Annotated in this window: 23 protein-coding genes; 14 read left to right on the top strand and 9 right to left on the bottom strand. The window is 65.9% G+C overall.

Annotation, left to right across the window (positions count from 1 at the left end; translation table 11 throughout):
- Positions 1-275 precede the first annotated feature (275 nt).
- The 9 genes from bioA to RN01_RS18620 all read left to right on the top strand — a co-directional run bounded on the left by bioA (position 276) and on the right by RN01_RS18620 (position 8085).
- Complete coding sequence (bioA, locus tag RN01_RS18660; protein ID WP_052261186.1) at positions 276-1682, top strand: adenosylmethionine--8-amino-7-oxononanoate transaminase; 1407 nt, start codon at positions 276-278, stop codon at positions 1680-1682.
- Complete coding sequence (gene bioF / locus RN01_RS18655; RefSeq protein ID WP_017510807.1) at positions 1672-2892, top strand: 8-amino-7-oxononanoate synthase; 1221 nt, start codon at positions 1672-1674, stop codon at positions 2890-2892. Before bioA ends, bioF begins: the two co-directional genes overlap by 11 nt.
- Positions 2889-3653: a dethiobiotin synthase gene (gene bioD / locus RN01_RS18650; protein ID WP_017510808.1), complete on the top strand. Its 765-nt coding sequence runs from the start codon at positions 2889-2891 to the stop codon at positions 3651-3653. Before bioF ends, bioD begins: the two co-directional genes overlap by 4 nt.
- Positions 3654-3693: 40 nt before the next feature.
- On the top strand, positions 3694-4731 hold the full coding sequence (gene bioB / locus RN01_RS18645; protein ID WP_008642857.1) for a biotin synthase BioB: 1038 nt from the start codon (positions 3694-3696) through the stop codon (positions 4729-4731).
- Positions 4732-4880: 149 nt separating this feature from the next.
- Positions 4881-5822: a glyoxylate/hydroxypyruvate reductase A gene (locus RN01_RS18640; protein ID WP_017510809.1), complete on the top strand. Its 942-nt coding sequence runs from the start codon at positions 4881-4883 to the stop codon at positions 5820-5822.
- Between the two features lie 34 nt (positions 5823-5856).
- Positions 5857-6354: a YbaK/EbsC family protein gene (locus RN01_RS18635; protein ID WP_008642855.1), complete on the top strand. Its 498-nt coding sequence runs from the start codon at positions 5857-5859 to the stop codon at positions 6352-6354.
- The gene (locus RN01_RS18630; protein WP_008642854.1) at positions 6351-6605 is read left to right on the top strand and encodes a DUF1289 domain-containing protein; all 255 of its coding nucleotides are present in this window, start codon (positions 6351-6353) and stop codon (positions 6603-6605) included. Before RN01_RS18635 ends, RN01_RS18630 begins: the two co-directional genes overlap by 4 nt.
- Complete coding sequence (locus tag RN01_RS18625) at positions 6602-7531, top strand: MBL fold metallo-hydrolase (protein ID WP_017510810.1); 930 nt, start codon at positions 6602-6604, stop codon at positions 7529-7531. The genes RN01_RS18630 and RN01_RS18625 overlap by 4 nt, the downstream gene beginning before the upstream one ends.
- 2 nt (positions 7532-7533) lie before the next feature.
- On the top strand, positions 7534-8085 hold the full coding sequence (locus RN01_RS18620; RefSeq protein WP_017510811.1) for a GNAT family N-acetyltransferase: 552 nt from the start codon (positions 7534-7536) through the stop codon (positions 8083-8085).
- Positions 8086-8139: 54 nt separating this feature from the next.
- Here RN01_RS18620 and RN01_RS18615 read toward each other — a convergent pair whose 3' ends face one another.
- From RN01_RS18615 to RN01_RS18590, 6 genes are all read right to left on the bottom strand, one after another.
- Positions 8140-10305, bottom strand: coding sequence for a TonB-dependent receptor (locus tag RN01_RS18615; RefSeq protein WP_017510812.1), 2166 nt, complete (start codon positions 10303-10305; stop codon positions 8140-8142).
- Positions 10306-10419: 114 nt separating this feature from the next.
- A complete protein-coding gene (locus RN01_RS18610; RefSeq protein ID WP_024569270.1) occupies positions 10420-10818 on the bottom strand; it encodes a hypothetical protein in 399 nt (132 codons plus the stop codon).
- On the bottom strand, positions 10808-11989 hold the full coding sequence (locus RN01_RS18605) for a GTP-binding protein (protein ID WP_017510814.1): 1182 nt from the start codon (positions 11987-11989) through the stop codon (positions 10808-10810). Before RN01_RS18605 ends, RN01_RS18610 begins: the two co-directional genes overlap by 11 nt.
- A 192-nt stretch (positions 11990-12181) precedes the next feature.
- A complete protein-coding gene (gene dksA / locus RN01_RS18600) occupies positions 12182-12601 on the bottom strand; it encodes an RNA polymerase-binding protein DksA (RefSeq protein WP_008642844.1) in 420 nt (139 codons plus the stop codon).
- A 588-nt stretch (positions 12602-13189) separates the two neighbouring features.
- The gene (locus RN01_RS18595) at positions 13190-14281 is read right to left on the bottom strand and encodes a GTP-binding protein (protein WP_017510815.1); all 1092 of its coding nucleotides are present in this window, start codon (positions 14279-14281) and stop codon (positions 13190-13192) included.
- A gap of 50 nt (positions 14282-14331) precedes the next feature.
- Positions 14332-14841 carry a Fur family transcriptional regulator gene (locus RN01_RS18590; protein WP_011515046.1) on the bottom strand — a complete coding sequence of 170 codons (510 nt, stop codon included), beginning with the start codon at positions 14839-14841 and terminating at the stop codon, positions 14332-14334.
- 132 nt (positions 14842-14973) lie between these two features.
- On the opposite strand from RN01_RS18590, the gene RN01_RS18585 reads away from it, so the two are divergent.
- From RN01_RS18585 to hslU, 4 genes are all read left to right on the top strand, one after another.
- The gene (locus RN01_RS18585) at positions 14974-15873 is read left to right on the top strand and encodes an alpha/beta fold hydrolase (protein ID WP_008642841.1); all 900 of its coding nucleotides are present in this window, start codon (positions 14974-14976) and stop codon (positions 15871-15873) included.
- A 251-nt stretch (positions 15874-16124) separates the two neighbouring features.
- Positions 16125-17111, top strand: a complete 987-nt coding sequence (locus RN01_RS18580) for a tripartite tricarboxylate transporter substrate-binding protein (protein WP_011515048.1) — start codon at positions 16125-16127, stop codon at positions 17109-17111.
- 195 nt (positions 17112-17306) lie between these two features.
- Positions 17307-17843 (top strand): ATP-dependent protease subunit HslV, encoded by a 537-nt coding sequence (gene hslV / locus RN01_RS18575; protein WP_008642837.1) that lies wholly within the window; start codon positions 17307-17309, stop codon positions 17841-17843.
- An 18-nt stretch (positions 17844-17861) separates the two neighbouring features.
- Entirely contained in the window at positions 17862-19193 is a 1332-nt protein-coding gene (gene hslU, locus RN01_RS18570; RefSeq protein ID WP_008642835.1) for an ATP-dependent protease ATPase subunit HslU, read from the top strand.
- A gap of 76 nt (positions 19194-19269) precedes the next feature.
- On the opposite strand, the gene RN01_RS18565 is transcribed toward hslU, so the two are convergent.
- Positions 19270-19797 (bottom strand): YcnI family protein, encoded by a 528-nt coding sequence (locus tag RN01_RS18565; protein ID WP_011515050.1) that lies wholly within the window; start codon positions 19795-19797, stop codon positions 19270-19272.
- A 247-nt stretch (positions 19798-20044) separates the two neighbouring features.
- Between RN01_RS18565 and RN01_RS18560 the strand changes: the two genes are divergently transcribed.
- A complete protein-coding gene (locus RN01_RS18560; protein ID WP_008642831.1) occupies positions 20045-20410 on the top strand; it encodes a hypothetical protein in 366 nt (121 codons plus the stop codon).
- A gap of 41 nt (positions 20411-20451) precedes the next feature.
- On the opposite strand, the gene RN01_RS18555 is transcribed toward RN01_RS18560, so the two are convergent.
- The gene (locus RN01_RS18555; protein ID WP_017510817.1) at positions 20452-21045 is read right to left on the bottom strand and encodes a response regulator transcription factor; all 594 of its coding nucleotides are present in this window, start codon (positions 21043-21045) and stop codon (positions 20452-20454) included.
- The gene (locus RN01_RS18550) at positions 21045-22424 is read right to left on the bottom strand and encodes an ATP-binding protein (protein WP_017510818.1); all 1380 of its coding nucleotides are present in this window, start codon (positions 22422-22424) and stop codon (positions 21045-21047) included. The genes RN01_RS18555 and RN01_RS18550 overlap by 1 nt, the downstream gene beginning before the upstream one ends.
- Positions 22425-22544 lie beyond the last annotated feature (120 nt).

Raw genomic sequence — 22544 nt, 5'->3', positions numbered from 1 at the left:
AATCGGGCGCCAGCCCTCTCGCGCTCGCGGGAGGGCGCGGCCCCGCCACATCGAGAGATTTTTTTTGTAGTGCGTTAGCCGATGTTATCGGCGCGTAGCAGGTAGCAGGGCGAAGTGCACGGCACTGCGGGCAGCAAGATCGTCCAACGTCTGTGAAATTGCACTCAACTGGCCGAGTGCAGCCGGTTTGCCAATCCGGCGGGGACCTTCCTACCATGAGCTTCCCACATCCGGCCGCGCGCGATGCGCGGGCGGACACTCATAGGAGAGTCCCTTTGACACATCCTGTCCTCGATTCCGGAGGCGGTGACACGTCGCTCGCGGCACGCAGCCAGCGCGCCGTGTGGCATCCGTGCACGCGCCTGCGTCCCGACGCCAGCGCCAACGAGCCGCCGCTCGCCATTGTGCGTGGCGAAGGGCCCTGGCTGATCGATGCTGGCGACAAGCGCTACTTCGATGCCATCAGCTCCTGGTGGGTCAATCTGTTCGGGCATGCCAACCCGGCCATCAACGCCGCCATCGGCGAACAACTGCAGACACTGGAACACGTGATGCTGGCCGGCTGCACGCACGCACCGGCCGTGGAACTGGCCGAGCGGCTGACGGCGCTTACCGGTGGCGCGCTCGGCAACGCGTTCTATGCGTCTGATGGCGCCTCTGCCGTCGAGATCGCGCTCAAGATGAGCTTCCACTACTGGCGCAACACCGGCCTCCCGGCCAAGCGCGAGTTTGTCTGTCTGCGCCATGGCTATCACGGCGAAACCGTGGGCGCACTGGCCGTGACCGACGTGGAGATCTTCCGCGATGCCTACGATCCGCTGACGCGCCGCGCCCACGTGGTGATGTCTCCCGATGCACGCCAGGCCGCGCGTAGCGAATCCGCCGCCGATGTGGCCACCCGGGCGCTGGCCGAACTTGAAGCACTGCTGCGCGAGCGTGCCGGCCAGATCGCGGCGCTGATCGTCGAGCCGCTGGTGCAGGGCGCGGCCGGCATGGCGATGTACGACCCGTCGTATCTCGAAGGCGCGCGCGCGTTGTGCGATCGCTATCGCGTGCACCTGATCGCCGACGAGATCGCCGTGGGCTGTGGCCGCACCGGGACGTTCTTCGCCTGGGAGCAGGCACGCGGCGGCGACGCCGTGCCCGCGCATGCCTGGCCGGACTTCCTGTGTCTGTCGAAGGGCATTACCGGCGGCTACCTGCCGCTGTCGCTGGTGCTGTCGCGTCCCGAGATCCAGCGTGCGTTCGTGGCCGACGATATCGCACGCAGCTTCCTGCATTCGCATTCGTACACCGGCAATCCGCTGGCCTGCCGGGCCGCGCTGGCCACGCTGGACCTGTTCGAATCCGAAGATGTGCTCGCCGGCAACCGCGAGCGCGCGCAATGGCTTGGCACGGCGATGGCCGGTATTGCCGCCGACCCGCGTGTCAGCCACGTGCGCCAGCGCGGCATGATCTGGGCCGCCGACATCGACCCGCAGGCAGCGGGGGCGAACTTTGCCGGACGCTTCCATCTGGCCGCGCGCGAACGCGGCGTGCTGGCGCGCCCGATCGGGCACACGCTCTACGTGATGCCGCCGTATGTTTTCGATGCCGGGCTGGCCAACTGGCTCGGTGAACAATTGCTGGACACGCTGCAGGCAGTGCTCGATCCGGCGGAGGAGGCACGCCATGCTGCTTGATCACCTGAAACGCGCGGCCGCGGAACGCGATGCCCAGTCGCTGACGCGCCGTCGCCGCATTGCTCACACGGCCTGCGCGCCGCACCAGTCGGTGGGCGGGATCGACGCCACGCCCACGCCGCTGCTCACGTTCTGCAGCAACGACTACCTGGGCCTGGCCAATCACGGCTCGATCGCGCACGCGCTGGCCGAAGGCGCGCATCGCTACGGTGCGGGCAGCGGGGCATCGCACCTGGTCAGCGGACATTCGCTGGCGCATGCGCAGCTCGAGCACGAACTGGCGCGCTGGCTGGCGCCTTACATCCCACAGGCGCAGGCGCTGTATTTCTGCACTGGCTACATGGCGAACCTGGCGGTGCTGACGTCGCTCGGCGCGGCTGGTGCGACGCTGTTCTGCGAATCGCTCAACCATGCCTCGCTGATCGACGGCGCGCGTCTGGCGCGTGCTGATGTCCAGCGCTACCCCCATGGTGATACCGGGGCGCTTGACGCGCTGCTGGCGGCCAGCACGACCGCGCTGAAGCTGATCGTGACCGATAGCGTCTTCAGCATGGATGGCGATATCGCACCGCTGGCGGCGCTGCTGGACGTCGCCGAACGCCACGATGCATGGATCATCGTCGACGACGCGCACGGCTTTGGCGTGCTCGGCGAGAACGGCCATGGTGTGCTCGAACACCTGGGCCTGCGTTCGGAGCGGCTGATCTATATCGGCACGCTCGGCAAGGCCGCTGGCGTGGCGGGCGCATTCGTCGCTGCGCACGAGACGATCGTCGAACACCTGATCAACACGGCGCGCCCGTACATCTACACCACGGCAGCACCGCCAGCGGTGGCCCACGCGTTGCTGACGAGCCTGGAAATCATCGCTGGCGAGGAGGGGCGCTCCCGCCGGGCGCATCTGACCGGGCTGATCGCGCAACTGCGCGCGGGGCTCGCGGTGCTGGCCGCCCAGGCGGGGTGGTCGCTCGGTGAGAGCGAGACCGCCATCCAGCCGCTGATCGTTGGCGACAATGCCGCCGCGCTGGCGCTGTCGGCCGCGCTCGAAGCCGAAGGCATTCGCGTGGGGGCGATTCGCCCGCCGACGGTGCCTGCCGGTACCGCGCGGCTGCGCATCACGCTGTCGGCATCGCACTCGGCAGCCGACGTGGCGCGGCTGCTCGAGACAATCGCGCGCGCCGTGCCTCAACTGCACAAGGAGGCCGCATGACCGGCATCGCAGACCGGCCAGAGCGCTTCGCCTGCTTCATCACCGGTACCGATACCGGCGTGGGCAAGACGCATGCGACCGCCACGCTGCTGCACGCGCTGCATGGCGCGGGTTACAGCACGGTGGGCATGAAGCCTATCGCCGCGGGCGGAGAATGGCTCGACGACCAGTGGCAGAACGACGACGTCGATCAGCTTCGCGCGGCCGGCTCCGTGATCGTGCCGCAGGAAGAGATGTGCCCGTTCTTCTTTCGCACGCCGGTATCGCCGCACCTGGCCGCCGCGCTCGAAGGCGCGCGCATTACGCCCGAGCCGATTCGCGATGCATTCGAGTCGTTGCGTCAGCGCGCCGAGGCCGTGGTGATCGAAGGTGTGGGCGGCTTCATCGTGCCGCTCGACATGGGCGCCGCGCGCTGGAACACGGCGGACCTGGCCGTAATGCTCGACCTGCCGGTGATCATGGTGGTCGGCATCCGCCTGGGTTGCCTCAGTCACGCCATGCTGACCGCCGAAGCGATTCGCGCACGCGGCCTCAGGCTGGCCGGCTGGATCGCCAACCGTATCGACCCCGACATGCTGCTGCCAAGCGAGAACATCGTCACGCTGCAGGATGCGCTGGGCGCGCTTGACGCACCGCTGCTGGGCGAACTGCCGTGGCAGGTTGCACCCGCCGTGGCAGCCCAGTACCTCGACCTCGCGCCGCTGCTGTCGGCCGCGCCGTCCGTTGTCCCCCATCACAGTGCCGCGACGCATCGCGCGTGAAGTGGCCAAACCGAATCCACTACCGAACCCCATACCGATCATGACGCAACAAGCCAACCAGACCGTCGCCACCATTTCCGCCGAAGCCCTGCGCCAGTCGGCCCGCAATATCGCGGCCGCCGCGCCGAAGGAGGGCGATGCATGGCGTGTCGACGATGTCGCCGCACTCTTCGCACTGCCGTTCAACGACCTGCTGTTCCGCGCCCAGCAAGTGCATCGCGAGCACTTCGATGCCAATACCGTGCAGCTTTCCACGCTGCTGTCGATCAAGACCGGTGGTTGCGAGGAGGACTGCGGCTACTGCCCGCAGAGCGCCCACCACGATGCGGGCGTGAAGGCTGAGAAATTGATGGACCTGGAGGCCGTGCTCGACGCCGCCAAGGCGGCCAAGGCCAACGGCGCCACGCGCTTCTGCATGGGCGCGGCATGGCGCGAGCCGAAGGAGCGTCACCTCGAGCCCGTGATCGACATGGTGCGCGAGGTCAAGGCGATGGGCCTGGAAACCTGCGTGACGCTGGGGATGCTCAAGGCCGAACAGGCGCAGCGTCTGAAGGACGCGGGCCTCGACTACTACAACCACAACCTCGATACCTCGCCAGAGTTCTACGGCAAGATCATCACCACGCGCACGTACCAGGATCGCCTGGACACCATCGGCCATGTGCGCGAAGCCGGCATCAACGTCTGCTGTGGCGGCATCGTCGGCATGGGCGAAGCCCGTGAGGCGCGTGCCGGCCTGATCGCGCAACTGGCCAATATGGACCCGTACCCGGAGTCGGTGCCCATCAACAACCTGGTGCAGGTGGAAGGAACGCCGCTGGCGGGCACCGAGGCGCTGGACCCGTTCGAGTTTGTCCGCACGATCGCGGTGGCGCGTATCACGATGCCGCGCGCGATGGTGCGTCTGTCCGCCGGCCGCGAGGCCATGGATGAGGCGCTGCAGGCACTGTGCTTCATGGCGGGCGCGAACTCGATCTTCTACGGCGAGAAGCTGCTGACCACCGGCAATCCTCAGGCTGACCGCGACCGCGCGCTGCTGGCGCGCCTGGATATCCGCGCCGAGGGCTACGCGGGGTAAGCCGTCCTGGCACCTGTTTCCCACGTTGTGGGAAACAGGTGCCTCCCATCGATCCGCCATGCGGAACGCGCTTCCGCAATCCAACCGCTGGCCCGCGACCTCTGCCAAAATACTTCATCCCATCCCCCAAAAAGAAAACTGGAGTCGAGATGAAGTTGCAGCTGTACGTGCCGGATGGCCGCTATGCCCCGTGGATCGATGGTTTCGCCGAAGTACTGCCGGAAGCGCAGTGCGTGACCTGGGAAGACAGCCAGGGCCAGTCCGTGGACTACGCAGTGGTGTGGCGTCCGCCGGTGGAAATGCTGCGCGGCCGTACCGATCTCAAGGCCATCTTCAATCTCGGCGCCGGTGTCGACGGCATCCTGAAGCTGAATGCCCAGCATCCCGATGCCCTGCCGGCCGGCGTGCCGATCATCCGGCTCGATGACGCCGGCATGGCGGCCCAGATGGCCGAGTACGTCACGGCCGCCGCGCTGCGTTACTTCCGCCGGCTCGATGTGTACGACGCGCAGGAACGCGCCGGCACGTGGAAATTCCAGAAACCGCATCGTCGTGCCGATTTCACGATCGGCGTGATGGGTGTTGGCACGCTCGGCGCCCATATCGCCCGCACGCTGGCTGGCTTTGGCTTCCCGGTGCGCGGATGGAGCCGCTCGCCGAAGACGGTGGACGGCGTGCAATCGTTCCACGGTGAAGACGGGCAGGCCGCCTTCCTCGATGGCTTGCGCGTGCTGGTCAACGTGCTGCCGCTGACGCCCGAGACCCAGGACATCATCGACACGGGCCTGCTGCATCGCCTGGCGCACGGCGCCTACCTGGTCAACGTGGCGCGCGGCCAGCACCTCGTGGAAGAGGATCTGCTCGCCGCCGTGCGTGAAGGACAGATCGCCGGTGCCACGCTCGACGTGTTCCGCACCGAGCCGCTGCCTGCCGATCATCCATACTGGCAGGAGCCGCGCATCACGATCACGCCGCACATCTCGGCGCTGACGCTGCGCGAGGACAGCATTGCGCAGATCGCCGGCAAGATTCGCCTGCTTGAGTCGGGCAAGCCGATCGCCGGCGTGGTGGACCTGCAGCGCGGCTACTAGACCGCGACGCGCCCAGACAAAGGAGACACGATCCATGAGCGAGAGCCCCACGCTTCCCGATGCCGCGCAACGCGTGGCCGATCTGTTGGTCGGCATCGGCCACGACCGCCCCGTGGTGATGCTGCCGGCCACCGGCAAGACCTCGGCGGAAGCGGCCGCCGGCCTGGGCTGCACCGTGGCCGAGATCGCGAAGTCCATCATCTTCCGCCGCGTGGAAGACGATGTGCCGGTGCTGGTGATCGCCAGCGGCAGCAATCGCGTCGACGAGGCCAAGGTGGCGGCACGCGTGGGCGCGCTGGGCAAGGCCGACGCGAAGTTCGTGCGCGAGAAGACCGGCTACGCGATTGGCGGTGTCTGCCCGATCGGGCACGCCGTCGCACCCGTGATGTTGCTCGATCAGGATCTGTTCCAGTACGACAGCGTGTGGGCGGCCGCGGGACATCCGCATGCCGTCTTCAACCTGACGCCGCAACAGCTTCAGGCGATGACCGGAGCGGAAGTCGCGGACGTGGCCCAGGTGACTTCGGCATGACCGCCGCGCAACGCCGTTTGCTGGCCGATCTGGTACGTGGCGCTGCCGCGGCACAGATCGTCGCGCCGGTGCCGTCGCCCTGCCGAAACGTCTGCAAGATGGACGCGGCCAGCGGCTATTGCGAAGGTTGCCTCCGCACGATTCCGGAGATCGCGGGTTGGTCGAAGGCCGATGACGAGGAACGCCGCCGCATCTGGGCCCTGCTGCCCGCGCGCGTGCCGCGCCTGTGCGCCGCGGGGAGCGAAGCATGAGCACGCCTCCACTGCTGCCATCGACGATGCGCGTGTTCGAACGCGGCTGGCTATCGGCAAACAACATCCTGTTTATTGACGATGCCGCCGGGGAGTCGGCGCTCGTCGATACGGGCTACGTCACACACGCGGCGCAGACCGAGGCGCTCGTGGCGGCGGCGCTCGATGGCCGGCCGCTGACCCATATCATCAACACGCATCTGCACTCCGACCATTGCGGTGGCAACGCGGCATTGCAGGCACGCTGGCAGCCCCGCACGGCGATTCCGGCGGCGGAGGCAGCGGCGGTCGCTTCCTGGGACCATGTCGCGCTGTCGTTCGATGCCACGGGCCAGCAGTGCGCGCGCTTCGGCTTCGATGCCGTGCTGCACGATGGGGACCGTCTGCGGCTCGGTGGGCTCGACTGGGACGTGGTGGCTGCTCCGGGCCATGATCCACACGCGGTGATGCTGTTTGCGCCGTCGCACGGCATCCTGATTTCTGGCGATGCGCTCTGGGAAAGCGGCTTCGGCGTGATCTTTCCGGAGCTCGATGGCGAGAGCGGCTTCATCGAGCAAGCCGCCGTGCTCGAGCGCATCGCGACGCTCGATGCGCGCATCGTGATCCCCGGACACGGGCGGCCGTTTGACGATGTGACGGGCGCCATCTCGCACGCCAGAAGCCGGCTCGACTACCTGCAAGGCGATGGCGTGCGCAATGCCACCCACGCCGTGCGCGTGCTCGTGAAATTCAAGCTGCTGGAACTGCAGGCGGTCTCGCGCGAGGCGCTGTTCGCGTGGATGCGCGACACGCCGCTGATGCAGCGCATTCACGCACGCTTCATGGCGGGGCAATCCATCGAGGATGTGTTCGACCAGGCGTTGCGCGCGCTGGCCAAGGCGGGTGCGCTGACGACCGAAGGCGATCAGGTCCGCAACCAGGACTGAGAATGCAGCCGCTGCGGGGCAATGACTTCCTGTTGCGACCGTTCCGCGCCAGCGACGTGGACCCGTTCGTTGCCGCCGTGCGGGAGTCGATGGGCACCGTGGGCGCGTGGATGCCGTGGGCGCACCCGGACTACAACACGCTCGATGCGCAGGAGTGGTTCGCGCGCTGCGCGACGTGCATGGACGAGGGCACCGCGTATGACGTCGGCGTGTTCTCGGCCGACGGGCGCACGCTGTACGGTGGCGTGGCCATCAACCAGATCCGTCGCGAGGACAACCTTGGCAATCTCGGTTACTGGATTCGCCAGAGCCATCAGCGGCAGGGCCTGGCGTCGGGCGCGGCAACGATGATGGCTTGCCACGGATTCCACGCGCTGGGCCTCACGCGGATCGAGATCGTGGCAGCCGAGACCAACCTCGCAAGCCGCGGCGTCGCCGAGAAGATCGGTGCAGCGTTCGAATGCATCGCCCGTAACCGCCTGATCCTGGGCGGCCGGCCCGTGGCGGCCGCCGTGTATTCGCTCGTGCCCGAGTCATTTGATTTCAGCCGATAGCCGTCGTTAGGCGCGCCCCTCCCCCGTGAGAAGGAGAGGGGCGTTTCCAGAACGTCAGAACATCGTCCGCATTCCGATCTTGACGCTGCGACCCGGCAGCGGCGCGATGTCGCGCAGGATCGACGTGGCGCTGCGGGCTTCCGTATTGGTCAGGTTGTCGCCGCGGAGGTAGAGCAGCGTCTGGGTACCCGACACCTTGAGCTTGTATGTCAGCGATACGCCCAGCATCGTGTATGCGTCGGTCGGCGTGTCGCCGGTCGGCACGCGGGTCTGGCGCGCGTTCCAGTCCACATTGATGCGCGCGCCCCACGGGCCGGCCGCATAGACCAGCGATCCACCCAGGCGCAGCGGTGCCAGTCGCGGCAGCGGCTCGCCGTTGTTGCGGTTTTCGCCATGCACGTAGTCGGCGCGGGCCTCGAAGTCGAGGGTGTCGCCGGTGGTCAGCATCTTCTGCAGCAGGCGCGTCTTGCCTTCCGCCTCGAAGCCATACAGCGTGGCCGGCACGCCCGCGTATTGCAGGACAGGCAGCGCGCCGTCGCTGCCGGCCGTCACCACATTGCCTTCGGCATCGCGGAACGTGCCCGTGTTCAGCAGCGCAAGGTAGTTCTGGAAGCGGCTGTAGTAGCCCGACACGCTGCCGCTGTGATCCCCTTGCTTGAAGCGCATGCCGAGGTCGATCGACGTGGCGCGTTCCTTGTTCGCATTCGGGTCGCCGATTTCGTAAGCGTTGGTGGCCAGGTGCGGACCGTTGGCGTACAGCTCGTAGAACGTTGGCGCGCGCTCGGTGTACGACAGGTTCGACGTGACCGTCCAGATCGGATTGAGCTTGTACAGCAGCCCGGCCGACGCGCTGCCCGCGTTGAAGCTGCGGTTGTCGTCGGTGAAGCGATCGTTGCCGTTGGCGCTGGCCTTGACGCTGCTGTGGTCGATGCGGCCGCCAAGGTTGAGCTTGAGATCGCCCGACGAAATCAGCGGCAGTTCCTCGAAGACGAAGAGCGCCGCGTTGTCGGTGGTGGTGCTCGGGACGAAGGCTTCCTCTCCCAGCGCCGAGAAATCGGAATGGCCGAACTGCGTGCCGATCACGCCGCTCATGTTGCCGATCTTGCCGTGCGTGGCCTCGATGCGCGTATCCCAGCCACGGTTTTTGAACGTCGTGCCGGTCACGCCGTTTTCGAGTTCGCGGTGTTCGTAGTCGGTGTAGTTGAAGCTGCCCTTCACCGATTCGATGATGCCGTTGGTATTGCCGGCCAGATTGCGCGCCTCGCCCGCCAGGCCGATGCGGTCCTGTCGCATCTTGATGCGGGCGTCGGCTTCGGCCGGGGTGCCGTAATCGTTGCGGTAGGTCGAGTAATTGGCGCCGAGGAAGCCGTCCGCCCAGGTGTAGGAGCCGCCCATCGAGCCGCCTTCCTGATGGGAGCTTGTGTTCGGCAGCGTGCCGTAGGCCTCGCTCTCTCCTGCGGGCAGCGGCTGCGTGGCACGCAGGTTGGCGCTGCGCGCGAATCCGGGGATGCGCAGGTCGCTGGTCTGGCGGACAAAGGCGTCGGCGTGCACGGCGAAAGTGCCATTGCCCGCTTCCAGCAGGCCGCTGGCGTTGCGCCCCTTGTCACCACCGATCGTGCCACTGACATCGGCCGCGCCGGATACCCCGGTGACGGGGTCGCGCGGGATGCGGTTGTCGATCACATTGACCACGCCGCCCAGTGCATTGCCGCCGTACATCAGCGCCGCGGGGCCGCGCACCACTTCCACTTTCTCGGCAACCAGCGGGTCGATCGGCACCGCGTGGTCATAGGACAGCGACGATGCGTCGAGCGTGGAGCCGCCGCTCTGCAGCAACTTGATGCGGTCGCCATCGAGGCCGCGGATGGAAGGACGGCTCGCGTTTGGACCGAAGTAGGTGGAGGTGACGCCGGGCATGCCGTTCAGCGTCTCGCCAAGCGTGCTGGTCTGGCGCACGGTCAGCGCGTCGCCACCGAGCGTGGAGACGGGGGCGACCATCTCGTTCAGGTCGCTGCCGAGCGGATTGGCCGTGACCACCACTTCCTTCAGCGTTTGCGGTTGCGGTTGCGTTTGCGGCGCGGCCGGCGCGGCTGCGGCTGCAGCGTTGTCCTGGGCCTGGGCCATCGCGTGCGAGGCAACGCCGGAAGTGACGATCAGGGCGGCAAGCGCCGCCAGCGGGGTGCGACGCACCGCCGGAATACGGGTGTTGTTCGAGAACATGGCTCGCGATTTTCGTTTTCGTTCATGCGTGCGCGGTGCTGCGCGGGCGAGATGCCCGGCACCGCGCCGTGAGGCAGGCGCGAGCGCGCGGCAAGATACCGCGCCCCCGGCCAATCAGGCGAAAGCGAATGCGGCCGGTGGGGCGCGCGAGCGGAATGGTTGCGCGGACGGCAGGTCCGGCCAGCGCCAGGCCAGGTTGGCTGGCTTGACCGGCTTGCCGAAGGCGAGCAGCGGCAGATGGAAGCTGCCGACGTGAATGTCGGCCACGGTTGCGCCGTCGAACAGTACGCAGGAGTGAAGGCCGAGCTTCAGGGAAAACGGTTCGGTGTGCGTTGCATCGTCGGACGTCACCGTCAGCGCCGGCTGCGAGGCATTGGGCAGGCCGCCATGCAACACGCGGTGGACCAGACCCGCGTGCTGGGCGAGCAGCAGGCACGCGACCAGCCACAGCACGGCCCAAAGGCTCGGGCCGCGCGCGCGCAAGCGAGAGAGGGTGCAGGACTCAGTGTGCATGTCCGCAATCGCACGGCCCGTCGCCATGATCGTGGTCGTGCCCGTGATCATGGTCGTGGTCGTGGTCGTCGTCGAACGCGTTGCCCCAGTCGGGGAACGGATCGGGGTAGGCCGCCCATGCCTCGGGGCCGGCGGCCATTTCGTCGTCGGTGAGCAGGCACGCATCGAGTTGAGCTTCCAGCGCGCGCGCGTCGAGATCCAGGCCGATCAGCACCAGTTCCTGGCGACGGTCGCCGTACTCTGCGGGCAGGCCGTCCTCGATCAGGTCAGCCTCGATGGCGGCGCGTGCCGGACCTTCGGGCGGCCACTCTTCGGCGTCGATCGCCGCCCACCATGCACCGGCGGCGCCGGGACGGCACACGCCGCCTGCCTGGCTCCAGTCGCCGGCGATGTCCATGCGGCTGGCGAGCCAGAACAGGCCTTTCGAACGCAGCACGTCGCCATGCTCGCGCATCCATTCGGTATGGATCAGGTCCGCGAAACGCTGCGGGTGGAACGGGCGGCGCCGGCGGTAGACCAGCGTCGACACGCCGGCGGCATCGGGCACCGTCTCGCCCTGCAGCGCGGCTTGCCAGCCGGCGGCGTTCGGTGTGGCGTCGATGTCGAAGCGTCCGGTATCCAGTACGCGTGCGGCGGGCACCTGGCCGTGGCTCGCATCGACGATGTCGGCGCGCGGATTGAGCGCATGGAGCATCACGTGCAGGCGCCCAAGCTGGCCGGCATCAACGAGGTCGATCTTGTTGACGACGAGGACGTCGCATACCTCGACCTGGTCGATCAGCACGTCGACGACCGTACGGTCGTCGTCATCGTGCGCGGCCAGCCCGCGGGCCGACAGAAAGTCGGCATCGTGGTAGTCCTGCAAGAAGCGGCTGGCGTCGATCACCGTAACCAGCGTGTCGAGGTGCGCCACGCTTGTGGACTCGCCGTGCTCGTCCTCGAAGGCGAAGCCCTCGGCCAGGCCCAGCGGTTCATCGGTGGCGCCGGCTTCGATCACTACATGGTCGTACTGGCCGGTCTGGGCCAGCCGTTCGACTTCGGCAAGCAGGTTGCCATGGCTGTCGACCACGGCCACGCGCACGCCGGCCTGGGTTTCCAGGTGGCGCAGCACGGTGGTCTTACCGGCGCCGGTAAATCCGGACAGCACGGTGACGGGCAGACGAACGGCCATGATGATCGATGTTGATGCAACAAAGTTGCGACTGTAGCAGAAAGCCTGCCCCGGGGACAGGCGGTCATTCTGAAATCATTCTGCAATGGTAGTGTCGCAATCGTTACACCATCAAGGCAAATACGACTCCGGAAAAGAAAAAGCGGCCCGGATCACCGGGCCGCCGAGTTTTCCGCCTCTCGAAGGATCGAATCAGTCCCCGAACAGCTTCTGGCGCAGTTCGCGGCGCTGTTGCGCTTCCAGCGACAGCGTGGCGGTCGGACGGGCCAGCAGGCGCGGCACGCCGATCGGCTCGCCAGTTTCCTCGCACCAGCCATAGTCGCCGGATTCGATGCGCTGCAGCGATTGCTCGACCTTCTTCAGCAGCTTGCGCTCGCGGTCGCGCGTGCGCAGTTCCAGGGCGTGTTCTTCCTCGATCGTGGCGCGGTCAGCCGGATCCGGCACGATGACCGTTTCGCGCAGGTGTTCCGTCGTCTGGTCCGCATTCTTGAGGATCTCGTCGCGAAGCTGCTCAAGGCGATTCTTGAAGAAGGCAAGTTGCGCCTCGTTCATGTAATCCTTGTCGCTCATCTTCAGGATTTCAGCTTCAGTCAGAAGTTTGTTGCTGCTCATGGTCCCTGCTGATTCTCTTGTTGATGCGACCGGCGGCGTCGTCGTCCGCTCGGGTGCAGTGGCCGTCCGCTTGCGCGGGGCGGCTGTTTCACTCTGGCTGGCTGCAGTCTTGCTGCTTCGCGTGCCTCCCTTGGCCTCGCCCGCATCGGCGTGCGCCGCCGTACTGCCGCGAGGAGCTGGCGTCGCCTTTGCAGGCGCTGCCTTGCGCGTCTCCACCGCAGCGCTACCAGTCTTGCTGCGGCTTTCCTTCGTCTTTGTTGCGGCTGTCATGGGGACACCTCTCTACGCGTCGAAGAGTGACGGCGCATTGTCGAGGCGACCCCAGGCGGAGGGCGGTCTCCGCACAAAGCCCACGACCGCGCCTGCTGGCGGCCCCGCCTCATGCTGACGACGACTGCCGCCCTGCGGATACGGATGCGGCCAAAACGTGCGCCGTCCGTATCAAATCCGGCCTATTGTACTTGAACAACTTTCCGGTAGATATGGGAGAAAACCGGACAAAAGCCACGAGTTTTCCCTGTACCCCCTTTCGGGAGGGATTATCGGACCGGATTTACGCAGGTGTCTGATGATGCACTAAACGTAAAGTCAGGCGAGGCAGGCCGCAAGTCCCTTCAGAATTGCGTCGCGCGGCAGGTCCACGCCAATGAAGACCATCTTCGTGCCCGGTTGTTCATCTTCCCACTTGGCGCCGATATCGCTGCCCATGAGCTGGTGCACGCCCTGGAACACCACCTTGCGGTCCACGCCTTCCATATAGAGCACGCCTTTGTAGCGCAGCAGCTTCTCGCCGTACACGGACAGGATGCCCGACAGGAATTCCTCTAGCTTGCCGTAATGGAACGGCTTGTCGCTGCGGAAGACGAACGACGCGATCCGGTCGGTGTGATGATGGTGGTGGTGGTGGTCATGCGCGTGGCCGTGCCCGTGATCGTGGCCATGCTCATGGCCGTGGTCGTGACCGCAATCGGCGCCGCAGTGTTCGCCGTGCTCGTGGTCATGTTCGTGGTCGTGCTCGTCGGCGCGCAGGAAATCGGGGTCGATCTCGAGCTTTTCGTTCAGGTTGAAGCCGCGCAGGTCAAAGATCAGGTCGATCGGCGCTTCGCCGAAGTGCGCGGCGTTGATCGGCGCGCGCGGGTTCATGTGCAGCAGGCGATGACGCAGATCCGCCACCTCGGCTTCGCTCACCAGGTCGGCTTTGGTGATGAAGATGGCGTCGGCAAAGCCCACCTGGCGCTGTGCTTCTTCCTGCTTGTCGAGCTGCAGGTTGGCGTGCTTGGCATCGACAAGCGTGATCACGGCGTCCAGCAGGTAGCGCGAGGCGATTTCCTCGTCCATGAAGAACGTCTGCGCCACCGGGCCCGGATTGGCCACGCCCGTGGTTTCGATCACCACGCGATCGAACGCGATCTTGCCCTCATCGCGCTGGGTGACCAGATCGGACAGCGCCTGCACCAGATCGCCGCGGATCGTGCAGCAAATGCAGCCGTTGCTCATCTGCACGATCTGCTCGCGGCCGTCCTGCACCAGGATCTCGTTGTCGATGTTTTCTTCGCCGAACTCGTTCTCGATCACGGCGATCTTCATGCCGTGCTGCTCGTTGAGGATACGCTTGAGCAGCGTGGTCTTGCCGCTGCCGAGGAAGCCGGTAAGGATCGTGACCGGAATCAGTTTGGACATGTTGTTGTACTCCGAGAAAAGGGCTCGCCGTCTAAAGGTGTGTGGAGGTGTCAGTGCGCGGATGCGTCGCCGTGCGATCGGCCGCATTCGGCGCAGATGCCGTTGACCGTCAGTTCCACGTGTTCGACCGCAAATCCGTTGGGTACCCGGGGGGCCACGGATTTCCCGGCCGACTCGAGGCAGAACGTGCGATCGCAGCGTGTGCAGTGAAAGTGGCTGTGCTGTCGATGGACTTCGGCGCGTGCCGCTTCGTGCTCCACAAGCGAGAAGCGGAACACGCGGTCGTTGCCGGCGCGTTTCTGTGCCAGGCCTTGGTCCACCAGCCAGTCCAGCACGCGGTACACGGTCACGCGATCCACGTCGCCTTCGGCCGGCAGGTGATCGATCACGGCCTGGTGGGTGAGTGGCTCGGGTGCTTCGATCAGGCAGGCCAGAATTGCCAGGCGCGGTTGCGTCACACGTGCGCCAAGCTGGCGCAGACGCAATTGCGCCGTGGCCAGCGGATCTCCGGGCATGACTGCGTCATCGGACGCAGCCGCATGTGGGGTGGTGCGTGTCATGCGAAGGATTTAACCATAGGCCCCTACCCGATGCAATTCAGTTGCACCAACAGGGTCTTCGTGACGGCGGTGCGCCGGGATTCCGCCTATGATCGGCACAAAGCGCCAGAAAAGAGGCCCGGAGACAAAGTCATGCAGAACGATGCCAGTGCGTTGCTGTTTCCCAATTTCGAGTGGTTCCGGCTGAAGGTGGACGAGGTGGAGATCGCTGGCGTGCGTGGCGGTTCCGGCCCGCCGCTGCTGTTGCTGCACGGGTTTCCGCAAAGCCACCTGATCTGGCACAAGGTGGCCCCGGCGCTGGCCGACCGCTTCACGGTGATTGCCACCGACCTGCGCGGATATGGCAGCAGCAGCGCGCCACCGGCCAGCCCTGGGCACGAGGCCTACAGCAAGCGCGAGATGGCGCGGGACCAGGTAGAGGTCATGCGCCAGCTTGGTTTTTCCCGTTTCGCGCTGTGCGCCCACGACCGTGGCGCGCGTGTGGCGCATCGGCTCTGCATCGACCACCCCGAGGCGGTCAGCCGCGCGATGCTGCTCGATATCGCGCCGACACTGGCAATGTACGAGGCCACCAGCATGGCCTTTGCCGCCGCCTACTGGCACTGGTTCTTCCTGATTCAGCCGGCGCCGTTCCCGGAGACCCTGATCAACGCCGAGCCCGCGTTCTTCATCGACAAGCTGCTGGGCTTGCGCCACGCGGGCCCGAGCCCATTCGCCCCCGATGCGATGGCTGCGTATGTCGCCGCGATGCAGGACCCGGCGCGCGTCCATGCGATGTGCGAGGACTATCGCGCCGCCGCTACCATCGATCTGGACCACGACCGCGCCGACCGCGAGGCCGGGCGCAAGCTGGCCATGCCTGTGCGCGTGCTATGGGGCGAACACGGCGTGGTGGCGCGCTGCTTCGAGCCGCTGGCGCTCTGGCAGGCCCTGGGCGACGCAGTCAGCGGCGCGACGCTGCCGTGTGGCCACTATGTTCCGGAAGAGGTGCCCGAGCCGCTGCTTGAGGAAATGCTCGAATTCTTCCGCTAGATAATAGTGGGTCACATTCTCACGGGTTAGCCCCTATACCTCGCAATTGTCCGGGGTTGCTAACATCCACCTCCGGCTCCGCCTGTCGGCGGGGTTCGCTGCCGCATATCACCACTTACATAGATAGATGCCGATGGTCATCGTGGCGATTCCACCCGGATCGCCATGTTCGGGCGTGCCATGAAGACTGGCCTGCCCGGCGGCATACGCGGCGTTGGTACGGGGTAAAGAGGGAATCAGGAGAGACGTATATGAAACGAGTTGCATTGAAATTCGCGGCCGTGCTGGCTGTTGCTGGCGTGGGCGTTTTCTCGGGAGCACAGGCGCAGGAATATCCTGCCGGCAAGCCCGTGCAGGCGGTGGTGCCGTTTGCTGCTGGCGGCCCGACCGACAAGGTCGCGCGTGAACTGACGATGGTGATGTCCAAGCATCTGGGCACCACGATCGTGATCGAAAACCTGGGTGGCGCCGGCGGCACGATCGGCGCCAAGAAGGTGGCTCAGTCCAAGGGTGACGGCTACACGATCCTGATCCACCACATCGGCATGTCCACCGCCCCGGCGCTGTACCGCAACCTGGGCTTTGATCCGCTCAAGGACTTCGAGATGGTCGGCGAGATCGCCGACGTGCCGATGGTGCTGGTGGGTAACAAGCAACTGCCGCCGGCCAGCTTCAAGGAGCTGGTGCCGTACATCAAGGCCAATTCCAGCAAGCTGTCGCTGGCCAACGCCGGTATCGGCTCGGCCTCGCACCTGTGCGGCCTGCTGTTCCAGAGCGCCATCCAGACCGAACTGACCACCGTGCCGTACAAGGGTACTGCGCCGGCGCTGACCGACATCCTCGGCGGCCAGGTGAACCTGATGTGCGACCAGACCACCAACATCGCCGGCCAGCTCAAGGCGGGCGCGCTCAAGCCGTACGCGGCAATGCAGCCGCGTCGCGTGGAAGCATTCAAGGACATCCCGACCGCCGCCGAGCAGGGTCTGCCGGGTGTGGAAGTGAAGATCTGGCACGCGATGTACGCGCCGAAGGGCACGCCGAAGCCGGTGATCGACAAGCTGTCGGCCGCGCTGCAGAAATCGGTGGCCGACCCGAACTTCCGCGCCAAGATGGCTGAACTCGGTGCCGAGGCCGTGCCGGCCCAGCGCGCCACGCCGGATTCGCTGCGCGTGTTCCTGGCGTCGGAAATCAACAAGTGGACGCCGGTGATCAAGAAGGCGGGTGTCTACGCGGACTGATCGGCAATCGCTGCTCCGTGCCGCAAAGGCCACGCGTATCGCGTGGCCTTTTTTATTGTCCGTCCCGCCCGCAGATAGGGATGGCGGCGGGAGAACGGGCGATTTCCTATATTGGAGAACCGTATCGGCGCCGGGCTCTTGAAAGCTGCCGAGCCGGCGCCACCTACGCGGCTGACACCTATCACGGAAGGCACCATGGAACAGTATCACGGCACCACCATCGTCAGCGTCCGTCGCGGCAATCAGGTCGCACTGGGCGGTGACGGCCAGGTCACGCTGGGCAATATCGTGATGAAGGGCACCGCGCGCAAGGTACGCCGCATCTACAACGGCAAGGTGCTGGTCGGGTTTGCCGGCAGCACGGCCGATGCTTTCTCACTGCTCGACCGCTTCGAAGCCAAGCTCGAGAAGTACCAGGGCAACCTGACCCGCGCCGCGGTGGATCTCGCCAAGGACTGGCGTTCGGATCGCGCGCTGCGCCGCCTGGAAGCCATGCTGATCACGGCAGACAAGGACACCACGCTGGTCATCACTGGCAACGGTGATGTGCTCGACCCCGAAGGCGGCATCGCCGCGATCGGCTCGGGCGGCGCCTACGCGCAGTCCGCGGCCAAGGCACTCGTGGAGAACACGGAGCTGCCGCCGAAGGACGTGGTCGAAAAGGCCCTGACCATCGCGGGCGAGCTCTGCATCTACACGAACACCAATTTCGTTATCGAAACCCTCGACTGACGCGCTGAACGGATTCCCATGTCGCACACCATGACCCCGTCGGAAATCGTTTCCGAACTCGACAAGCACATCATCGGCCAGAACAAGGCCAAGAAGGCCGTGGCCGTGGCGCTGCGCAACCGCTGGCGCCGCCAGCAGGTGGCCGAGCCGCTGCGCCAGGAAATCACGCCGAAGAACATCCTGATGATCGGGCCGACTGGCGTCGGCAAGACCGAAATCGCGCGCCGTCTGGCCAAGCTGGCCGATGCGCCGTTCATCAAGATCGAGGCAACCAAGTTCACTGAAGTCGGCTACGTCGGCCGCGACGTGGACACGATCGTGCGTGATCTGGCCGAAATGGCCGTCAAGCAGACGCGCGAATCGGAAATGAAGAAGGTGCGCACCAAGGCCGAGGAAGCAGCCGAGGACCGCCTGCTGGACGTGCTGCTGCCGCCGCCGCGCGACATCGGCTTTGCCCAGCACGAGGAGAAAGACTCGAACACGCGCCAGGTCTTCCGCAAGAAACTGCGCGAGGGCGAGCTCGACGAGAAGGACATCGAGCTCGAGGTCTCCGCCGGGATGCCGAACATGGACATCATGGGTCCCCCGGGCATGGAAGACATGACCGAGCAGATCCGCTCGATGTTCGCGGGTCTGGGCCAGGGCAAGAAGGCGCGCCGCAAGATGAAGGTCAAGGACGCATTCAAGCTGCTGATCGATGAAGAGGCCGCCAAGCTCGTCAATGAAGAAGAGCTCAAGCACAAGGCCATCGCCAACGTCGAGCAGAACGGCATCGTGTTCCTGGACGAGATCGACAAGATCGCCAGCCGCAGCGAAGTGGGCGGCGGCGAAGTATCGCGCCAGGGCGTGCAGCGAGACCTGCTGCCGCTGGTGGAAGGCACCACGGTGAACACGAAGTACGGGATGATCAAGACCGACCACATCCTGTTCATCGCGTCCGGCGCGTTCCATCTGTCGAAGCCGAGTGACCTGATTCCGGAACTGCAGGGTCGCTTCCCGATCCGCGTGGAACTCGAATCGCTGTCGGTGCAGGACTTCGAGGCCATCCTCACGCAGACCGATGCCAGCCTGACCAAGCAGTACCAGGCGCTGCTGAAGACCGAGGAAGTGGAACTGCAGTTCTCGCCGGATGGCATCCGCCGCCTGGCCGAGATCGCGTTCTCGGTCAACGAGAAGGTCGAGAACATCGGCGCGCGCCGTCTGTACACGGTGATGGAGCGCCTGCTCGAGGACCTGTCTTTCCACGCAACGAAGTCGTCGGGGGAAACCGTGACAGTCGATGCGGCATACGTCGATGCGCGCCTGGGTGACCTGGCGGGCAACGAGGATCTGTCGCGCTACGTGCTGTAACGCAGGCCGAAGTCTGAAAGTAAAAGAGCCGGGTGACCGGCTCTTTTCGTTTGGGGTGCGTCGGGCGCCCGGTTACTCAGTGCGAGTGCACGTGGCCGCCGGCAGGTGGCAACACCTCAAGCTCCGCTGCCGGGGTCTTCAGGTCCCGGGTGGTCTGGCCATCGGCGGGAATCTGGGTCCACTCGGACTTGCCGCTCTCGCATTCCTGCAGCACCGGGAAGTAGAGCTTGCCGCCCTGTTCGGGCAGCTTCATCAGCATGCGGAATTCGTCGAAGTGTTCGTCGGCGAGCGTGTTGCCAAACCACCGGATCGTATGCACGTCCTCGTCGATGGTCTTGCCGTGCGAGGTATAGGGCTTGGCGAGCTTCGCCCGTTTGATCTCGAGTTGCCAGCCCGGCTTCGGTTGCGGATGCACGCCCTGCACGCCATCCGGGATCGTCACCGTAACCGCGCGCGTCGCGCTGCCGTTGCAGCCATGGCCGACCAGCAGCGTGCCCTTGTAGTAGCTGCCCGCGGGCGCCTGCTTCTGCTCGAAAACGATATGGGCCGAAGCCATGGGGGCGGCAACGATAAGCAACGATGCCAGCAGGGTGCGGATGTTCATGGGAAAAGGTCAGGATGGCGAGCCGTGATAGCGCGTCAGTCTAGCGCCAAAGCACCCTTGCGCCGTGCGACCTGGTGACGCAGCACATGGCGTGAGGTCGTTCACGTCCTCGGCTGAGCGTTGATGTCAGCGCGATGTATTGCCTCTGCTCACGCCGGTAAGGTTGGTAAGCATTGGTAAGCACACTGGCGCGGTTCTATCGGGAAATGAGACCCTTGCGCATCTTGATGGTCCTGGGAGTCTGCCCATGTCGCAGAACATTTCGCGAACCCCCTTTTTCCATCGCAACCAGGTGCGCAAGCGCCGAGTGGCGATGGCCACTGTTGGCGTTATGGCCGGCATTACCGCGGCAACGTTGTTCCTGTGTGTCCGTCCGACGATGGCGCAGCAGGGTGTCGCCGCATTGCCGGTGACAGATTCGGCCCACGCCGACCAGCCTGAACGTCGCGCCATGCACGAAGGTCAGGCCGCGGTGGCGGCCCTGGCGATGGCGTCCGGCGCGATGGTGACGCTGGCCGATCGCCATGCGACTGATGCCGTGCGCATTGCCGATGCGTCTGCGTCGGCGGATGCCGACGATCTTGGTTGGGATTACGTCCAGCTGCGCCTGTGAGCCAGTGCGATGGCCGCGCGGCTGGCGCGAGCCGGCCGGATTCAGCGTGAAACCGGCCGCTTGCCCAGCTTGCGCTGCAAGGTGCGCCGATGCATGTTCAGCGCGCGCGCCGTGGCCGAGATATTGCCCCCATGCTCGGTGAGCACACGTTGAATATGCTCCCATTCGAGCCGTGCCACCGATAGCGGCACCGGTTCCTCCAGCGCGGCCTCGGCCGCATCCTCGGAAACACCCGCCATCAGCGCGGTCAGGATCGAGTCGACATTGGCCGGCTTGGCCAGATACTCATCAGCCCCTTGTTTGACCGCGGCCACGGCCGTGGCGATGCTTGCGTAGCCGGTCAGCACCAGGATGCGCGCATCGGGCAACGCCGCGCGCAGCGGCGCCACCAGATGCAATCCCGATTCCGAGGCTGACGTGCCGCCCGACTCCGGCGGCGGTCCCAGATGCAGATCCAGCGTGACGTAGGCGAATGGTGTCCTGCCGGCCAGGGCCAGCGCTTCGGCGCCGTTATGGGCGACCTGCACGGCATAGCCGCGGCGCGTGAGGGCGCGGGCCAGGGTGCCGGAAAATACTTCGTCGTCATCGATGACGAGGAAGGGCATGGCGTCGTTGGAGGCAGAGACGTCGGTCATCACGGTTGGAAGTCGGGTTGTGCGGCGATGGCGCGTTCGGATACGGCCGTGAGTGGAAGGCGAAGTTCGAGCACCGTGCCGCCCGCCGGATTGTCATGCCACGAGATCTGGCCACCGAGCTGGCGCGCGGCGCTCTGCGCGAGGTACAGGCCGATGCCCTGGCCACCATGGGCGCTGGCCACCGGCGATTCGCCCAGCCTTGCGCGCAGCCCCGGCGGAAGGCCGTGGCCGTGATCGGTGACGCGGTACACCAGCGCATCGGCCTCGCGCGCGATGTCCAGCCGCAGCGGTGGCCCCTGGCGATGGTCATGCCCGGCGGCCTGCTGGCTGCGCGCGGCATTGTCGAGCGCGATCGTCAGGATCTGGCTGATGCGTGCCGTGTCCACGGCCTGCGCGGCCGCATCGGGCGCGGCACTGGCCTGCAGGCTTGCCTGCGGATGACGCAGTTGCCAGCGTTCGACGAACGGCGCCAGCCACGCATCGATTCGCTGCGGTGCCAGTGTTTCATGGTCGGCGCGCAGCCGGGCCAGGATCGAACGGCAGAGTTCAAGCTGCTGCTCCATCGTGCGGAGGTCGGCCTGGTAGTCGGCCACCGGTGTGTCGCTGCGATTCGTGTTCTCGGCGTCGGCACGCAGTTCCCCGGCGATCACGGCCAGCGTGGCCAGCGGGGTGCCGATCTCGTGCGCCACGGCGGCGGCCTGGTCATTGAGCGCCTCCACGCGCGCCTCGCGCAGCAGCAGCTCGCGTGCCTCGTTCAGTTGCGCGTCGCGCTGGCGCAGCGCATTGGACAGCCGCGCCACGAAGAACGCGATCATCACCGCACTGGCCACGAAGTTGAGCCACATCCCGGCCAGGTGATAGTTCACCGCGTTGTCGGGGTTGTGCAGATCGAGCGGTATGTACTCGAGCAGCAGCATCGAATAGCAGGCCAGCGCGTACGCCGCGAGCGTTACCACCAGCCGCCACGGCAGGATGGCCGAGGCAATCGCCAGTCCGGGCAGGTAGAACGACACGAATGGATTGGTTGCGCCGCCCGTGTAGAACAAGATGGCCGACAGCGCGGTCAGGTCGACCATCATCTGCACCATCAGCTCGGCGTCGGACGGCACCGTGCTGTGGCGCGTGTGCCAGTGCAGGCGTGCCACGGTGAACACGTTGAACACGGTCTGGACGGCGAACAGGAACAGCAGCGGCTTGTAGGGCAGGGCGATGCCGGCCAGCGACTCGCATGACACCAGCAACATGGCCTGGCCTGCCAGCAGCGCCCAGCGCAGCCAGCTAAGGCGGCGCAGGCTCACCAGGCTGTGACGCTGCGGCGCCGTGCCGATGGGCGGGGCGACGGAGGGCGGTAGGGTGGACATGACGATCGGGGGATGCATGGCGCGAGTGTAGCAATGCCGCGGATCGGCGCTTGCAACGTGCGACACAGTGCCGCATTCTGAACGGCGGGCGGCGCTGCCAGACTGCGAGGTTCAGATCGCGGCAAGACACGCGGGGTG

This window comes from Cupriavidus sp. SHE (assembly GCF_000812445.1).
In the GTDB taxonomy this organism is placed as follows: domain Bacteria; phylum Pseudomonadota; class Gammaproteobacteria; order Burkholderiales; family Burkholderiaceae; genus Cupriavidus; species Cupriavidus metallidurans.
This window is presented reverse-complemented; position numbering and strand designations above follow the sequence as displayed.